Raw genomic sequence first — 2,916 nt, 5'->3', positions numbered from 1 at the left:
ACGGCGACGATATGAGCACGTTCGGTCCGGATGGATCGATCGATATCGATTTCGAGGCGGTCGTGGAAGGGCCGCGCGTCGTCCTCGAGGCCGTGGCGCGTCGATGGCTCATGAGCTCGGGCGCGCTTCCGTGGTCCCCCGCGGAAGGCGTCAACGTTCTACGCATGATCAACGCGGACCCCTCGCCGACGAACCTTTATCGCCTTGGCGAGCTGCTCGAAGGCGAGGCGCTGCAGGAGCCGGGCGTGGTCGGGGCCTCTGTGCGCGCGGAACTGCGCGGCGGCGTGCTTTTCATCGTCGGGCGGCTCGACCTGGCCGAGGGGAGCTACCTCCTCACGGTCGACACGGGCGAGGCGCGGCGCGTCCTGTTCCGTTCGCTCGGGGAGGCTGCATGATGGACGCTCCGTCGCTCGCGGCGCTCCTCCGGGCTCGCCGGAAGGACGTCATCTTTGAGGACCTGCTCGAAAAGGCCCACGGGCTCGGCCTCCGGGCGCGTGGTTGGGACTCGAAGAGAATCGGGCGCGTGCTCCTGGAAATAGAGGCGCAAACGATCGAGGCGTGGGAGGCGGCGAGGATCGCGATCACGCGTGGCGGATACCTCGGGGACGACGAAAACGGGCCCTTCGGCGCGTGGCTCGATCTCGTCGCGCTCGGGTGGTTTCAAGAGCTGCGGCGCGAGGCCATTCCCACCGAGGGGCGGATGGTCTTGACGGAGTTTGCCGACGACTCCCTGCACGTGATCCAACCGGGCGAACTCGCGGCGGTCTTCGGGCCTGAGCTCGCCGATCCTCTCCGGTATGTGAACGTCGACGGCGGGACGCTGCCGAAAGGCGGAAGCCTCGCGCTCACCTTTCGTGCGGAGGCGCCTGGCGCGCGATACAACGTCCCCCCGTCGACGATTTCGTTTTTGAATACGCCTCTCCAGGGCGTGAGGATCGCCAATCCGGCCGATCCCTCGACAGGGACATGGATCACGAGGGCCGGCACTGACGAAGAGAGCGATCCGAGCCTCCGGTCGAAGTGCCGGGACAAGTGGGGCTCCCTCGGCGCGGGTGGAAACCTTGCGGCCGTCCGGTACCGGATCCGCAAGGCGGCAGAACTCTTCGGGCTCTCCGTTTCGCGTTTCCGCGTGCGGGACGATAATCCCAACGGACCGGGGAGCGTGGACGTCTACCTCGCCAATCCCGCGGGGCCGGCGTCGGCCTCCGAGGTGAAGGCCGTTCGAGGCTACCTCGCGGGCCTGAAGGCTGTGGGGACAGGGCCGCTCCGGTGCTTCTCGGCGACGCTGCTCGAGGTGCCGATCATCGCAGGCCTGCGAAACCCGACGAACCCGCACGCGGTCGCGGAGGCGATCGGGCGGCTCGTCGCGCTGCAATCGGATTACCCCCTCGGCGAGGCCCTCTACCGCGCGCGGTTGATCGAAGAGTTGGTCGACGTCGCCAGCGGGACGGTGGATGCTCGGCTCGTGTCGCCCGCGCGGGATGTCCTTCCGAAGGCGACGGATGCCATCGTCTTCGTCCCTCAACTCACGCTCCTTTGACGACCCGAGGACCCATGGCGGACGAGTTTCGAGAGCTCCAGCGCGGCAACATCCCCGACGGGGGACAGTGGACCGATGCGGAATGGATCCGCGGCCCGAATGCGCAGGCCTTCCTCGCCCTGCTCGGCGAGGCGAAGGACGCAACGCTCGACGAACTCCGCGCGGCCATCAAAGCGCGGTGGCCAGGGCTCGGGCCGCCCGATGCGCTGCGCTGGCAGGGGCAGGGCTTCGATATCGAACGCTTCGAGGGGGAGACGGACGAAGCCTATCTGGCTCGGCTGGAACGGGCATGGGAGACGCATCAAAGGGCGGGAACGGCGGGAGCGATCGAGGAAAGCCTGCGGGCCTTCGGGATCCCGGATGTTCTCGTGATCGAAGATTGGCAAGGGCGGTTCGCGGAAGGGTGCTGGTATTCGCGGTTCTGGGTCGTGCTCGGGCCCGAGTTCGGAACGCTGAGGATCGAGCCGCTGCGCATGCCGTTCCTCCTGGGGGGATCGACGCTCGGGAGTTCAGCGACCGCGGAGCAGGTCCGGGCCATCAAACGGCAGATCCTCAAGTGGAAAGACGCGCACGGCTACCCCGTCCACGTGATCCTTCGCTTCCGGGACGCTCCAATCCTCGGCCTCGGGCTCGCGCTTGGCTTCAAGCTCGGCGGCTCCGAGGGGAGCGGCGTCGCATTCTGGCCGATCGGCGCGGGGAACATGCTTGGCGAAATGTCGATGCCATTCCGGCTCGGCGGCGGTTACGACATCTGACGGAGGCGACCATGGCTTACGATTTCATGGGTTCACTCGTCTTCCATGCCTTCGTTCGCATGCTGAACGACGGAGAGCTCGTCAATCATGAATCCCTCTATCGCCTCGGCCTTGTCCGCCTCGCGGATCGGACGGCGTACCTCCTCGATGCCATCGGCCGGGCGCGCGCGGAGCTGGCCGGCGTGGCGAACGGGACGCGGGCGACGCTCCTCGGCTCGAAGCGGCTGTCCACATTCACGCAATATGACGCGGAGACGAACCCCACCGGCGAGCTCGGTCCGGGCGGGTTGCTCGATGGGAAGACCCTGCTCCTCGGCGAGGACTCCGCGCCGGGTGAAATGGTGCAGTCCGGGGCTCCGTTGACGCCCGCGGACATCGTACAGCAGATCAAGACAGGCGCGCCCAAGAACAAGGACGCGAGCCTCGACGACGAATCTCGGCTCGTGCTCGTCTCGAAAACGTTGGGGGCGAGCTCCTCGATTTCGGCGAGCGGGACGGCGGCGGCGGTCCTCGGGCTCCCGAGCGGGACGGCGACGGGCACGGGCACGATCGATGATGGCGCTTCCCGGATCGGCTTCTTCGAGCATGGCGCAATCCCGACGGGTACCGTCCGCTCGGCCC

4 protein-coding genes are annotated in these 2,916 nt (G+C 67.4%); all 4 read left to right on the top strand.

All coding sequences use genetic code 11. From position 1 onward, the window contains the following. The coding region (locus QHF84_RS50110) for a hypothetical protein (protein WP_281320787.1) at positions 1 to 395 on the top strand (395 nt) is incomplete at its 5' end. Next, positions 392 to 1,540, top strand: a complete 1,149-nt coding sequence (locus tag QHF84_RS50105) for a baseplate J/gp47 family protein (protein WP_281320786.1) — start codon at positions 392 to 394, stop codon at positions 1,538 to 1,540. The genes QHF84_RS50110 and QHF84_RS50105, both read left to right, overlap by 4 nt. Positions 1,541 to 1,554: 14 nt before the next feature. Continuing rightward, on the top strand, positions 1,555 to 2,295 hold the full coding sequence (locus QHF84_RS50100; RefSeq protein WP_281320785.1) for a phage tail protein: 741 nt from the start codon (positions 1,555 to 1,557) through the stop codon (positions 2,293 to 2,295). Positions 2,296 to 2,306: 11 nt separating this feature from the next. Beyond that, positions 2,307 to 2,916: hypothetical protein (locus QHF84_RS50095; RefSeq protein WP_281320784.1), on the top strand; the 610-nt coding region annotated here is incomplete at its 3' end.

The organism is Polyangium sp. y55x31 (assembly GCF_029946505.1).
GTDB lineage: Bacteria > Myxococcota_A > Polyangia > Polyangiales > Polyangiaceae > Polyangium.
This window is presented reverse-complemented; position numbering and strand designations above follow the sequence as displayed.

Excerpts from the sequence above, each read along its gene's own strand:
- QHF84_RS50100 (WP_281320785.1), top strand. The coding sequence starts at position 1,555 with ATGGCGGACGAGTTTCGAGAGCTCCAGCGCGGCAACATCCCCGACGGG.
- QHF84_RS50105 (WP_281320786.1), top strand. The coding sequence starts at position 392 with ATGATGGACGCTCCGTCGCTCGCGGCGCTCCTCCGGGCTCGCCGGAAG.